Source organism: uncultured Leptotrichia sp. (genome assembly GCF_938036635.1).
Classification (GTDB): domain Bacteria; phylum Fusobacteriota; class Fusobacteriia; order Fusobacteriales; family Leptotrichiaceae; genus Leptotrichia; species Leptotrichia hongkongensis.
Map to the genome: position 1 here is coordinate 1 of NZ_CALHQO010000405.1, position 2,290 is coordinate 2,290.

The following is a 2,290-nucleotide window of genomic DNA, read 5'->3' on the forward strand; positions in this document are numbered from 1 at the left end:
AAGTCAGACAGCGTATGACCTTTTCAGTTTCTTTGCTTAACTATTTTCATTTTTACAACCTAAAATTTACTCAAAAATTTCCTTTTCCCCAATCTTCATAATCTCAACTTCCCCAATTTCCTTCAAAATTACAAAATTAATTCCATCGCTCGTACTTTTCTTATCCCTTTTCATAATTTCAGAAATCTTGTCTTTCGGATATTCAATCTCAGTCGGTAAATTCAATGCCTTCAACAATTTCTCAATTTTTAAAAATTCATCTTTTTTAGTAAATCCTTTTTTCTCCCCAATTTTTGTAATATCTACCATTCCAGCAGAAATTGCTTCTCCATGTGAGTATTTCTCATAATTTGTAAACTGTTCTATTGCATGCCCGATAGTATGTCCAAAATTCAATATCATTCTCAAATTGCTTTCCTTCTCATCTTTTTCCACAACTTCCTTCTTTATCTCACATGAACGGTAAACAAGCTCATTCACATACTTCATCAGATGTTCACGCAATTTCTGTTTATAATTTCCATCATCATAAGAACCATCTACTGTTTCCACTATTTCCACAAGCCTGTCAAAAAACTTCTTATCATAAATACATCCATATTTTACAATTTCCGCAAATCCGTCATAAAAATATCTGTCCGTCAATGTATTCAAAAAATAATTGTCAATTAAAACAAGTTTCGGCTGATGAAATGCCCCAACAAGATTTTTCCCCTCAGGCAAGTCAACACCGACTTTTCCTCCAACACTGCTGTCGACCTGTGAAACAATAGTCGTCGGTATCTGTATAAATCCAATCCCACGCATATAACTGGCTGCCGCAAATCCAGCAATATCTCCAACAACTCCGCCACCAAATGCAACAACCATATCTTTTCTTGTAAGCCCTGCATTTACCATTGCTGAATAAATTCCTGGCATTATACCAATATGCTTATTTTTCTCTCCAGCTTCCAGCACATAAATTGTATAATCAAAGCCTTTAAACATCTTCTCATATTGATTCCTATAAATTTTATCCACATTAGAATCAGTAATCACAAATAATTTTTTGCCATTATAAATTTTTTCAATATATTCAGGAAATTTATCAAAAAAATTCTTTCCAATTACAATATCATAAGAATTTTCCCCTAATCCAACATTCAATATTTCCATAATTTTCTCCATTTCCTCTTCTTTATGCGTATATTAAAATATAGCAAAACCACTAAATTCAAAATTTAAAATGATTTTACTATAAATAAAATTTTATTTAAAACTATCCCATTATATCCCCTTCAGAAAATTCCCCATTAATATTTGCAAGAACATTTATTATATGTCCTGAAAATATCATATCGTTATCTGAAAGATAAATACTGAAATTCCCATCTCCATAAATAGTCAGTCTTTCCACAGACATTATTTTTTCCATTGTTTCTTGCGTTATTTCACTATCTCTCAATTTTTCAGCACTTTCTTCTGATAACACTTGTTTCATATCTTCAACAAATTCATCAATTTCATCGTCTTCATAATAATCTTCCACATCAAACCAGTCGTTTGCTAATTCCAGCATTACTTCTGCCGAATTTTTTATAATTTTTTCATTCCAGCCATTGACATCTGACAGAATTTCCTTTAAAGTTTTAATTCTGTCTTCCATTTTTTCCTTATCAGTCTTTTCCTCATCCTTCTCATTTAATAGCTGATAATCAGATATATCAAAATACACGTCTATTTTTTTATTATTTACCCAGTTAACCTCTGTTTCAAATCCATCGACACATTCAATTTCACCTAATAATTCATCTTTTATAATGTCTGCCATTTTACCCTCCATTAAGTTTTTGTTTGTCAAAAACGTTTTACAAATTATATCTTTTTTCAAGTTCCCTTTTTATATAAACCGACTGAAACTCTTCCTTTAACATATCCAATATAATCACATCATACGTTTTTCCCATAATTTCTAAGGCTTTTCGCAATCGCCCAACTTCCTTGAAACCAACTTTTTTGTATAGGTTATAAGCCGGTTCATTATACTCAAATACACTTAGCGATATATTTCTCAGATTTAAAAATGAAAAACCATAATCAAGTATTAACTTTAGAGCTTCTGTTCCATAACCCTTTCTCTGATGTCTAGGATTTCCAATGAAAACTCCCAACGCACCATTTCTGTTTATAATATCTAACGAATTAAATCCAATATTTCCCAAAAGCTCATCATTTTCAAGTAGTCTAACAGCAAACATTTTTTCTTTTTTTACTGAAATTAAAAATTCTTTTTCTCTTTCAAAATCTA

General features: G+C 30.8%; 3 protein-coding genes. All 3 read right to left on the reverse strand.

Features of this window, described 5'->3' with window-relative positions; genetic code table 11:
* Nucleotides 1-66: 66 nt before the first annotated feature.
* A complete protein-coding gene (gene aroB, locus Q0370_RS08150; RefSeq protein ID WP_299574449.1) occupies nucleotides 67-1,158 on the reverse strand; it encodes a 3-dehydroquinate synthase in 1,092 nt (363 codons plus the stop codon).
* Nucleotides 1,159-1,261: 103 nt separating this feature from the next.
* Nucleotides 1,262-1,813 carry a DUF2262 domain-containing protein gene (locus Q0370_RS08155; protein WP_299574452.1) on the reverse strand — a complete coding sequence of 184 codons (552 nt, stop codon included), beginning with the start codon at nucleotides 1,811-1,813 and terminating at the stop codon, nucleotides 1,262-1,264.
* A gap of 37 nt (nucleotides 1,814-1,850) precedes the next feature.
* Nucleotides 1,851-2,290, reverse strand: a 440-nt coding sequence (locus tag Q0370_RS08160; protein WP_299574455.1) for a GNAT family protein, incomplete at its 5' end; no start/stop codon positions are given.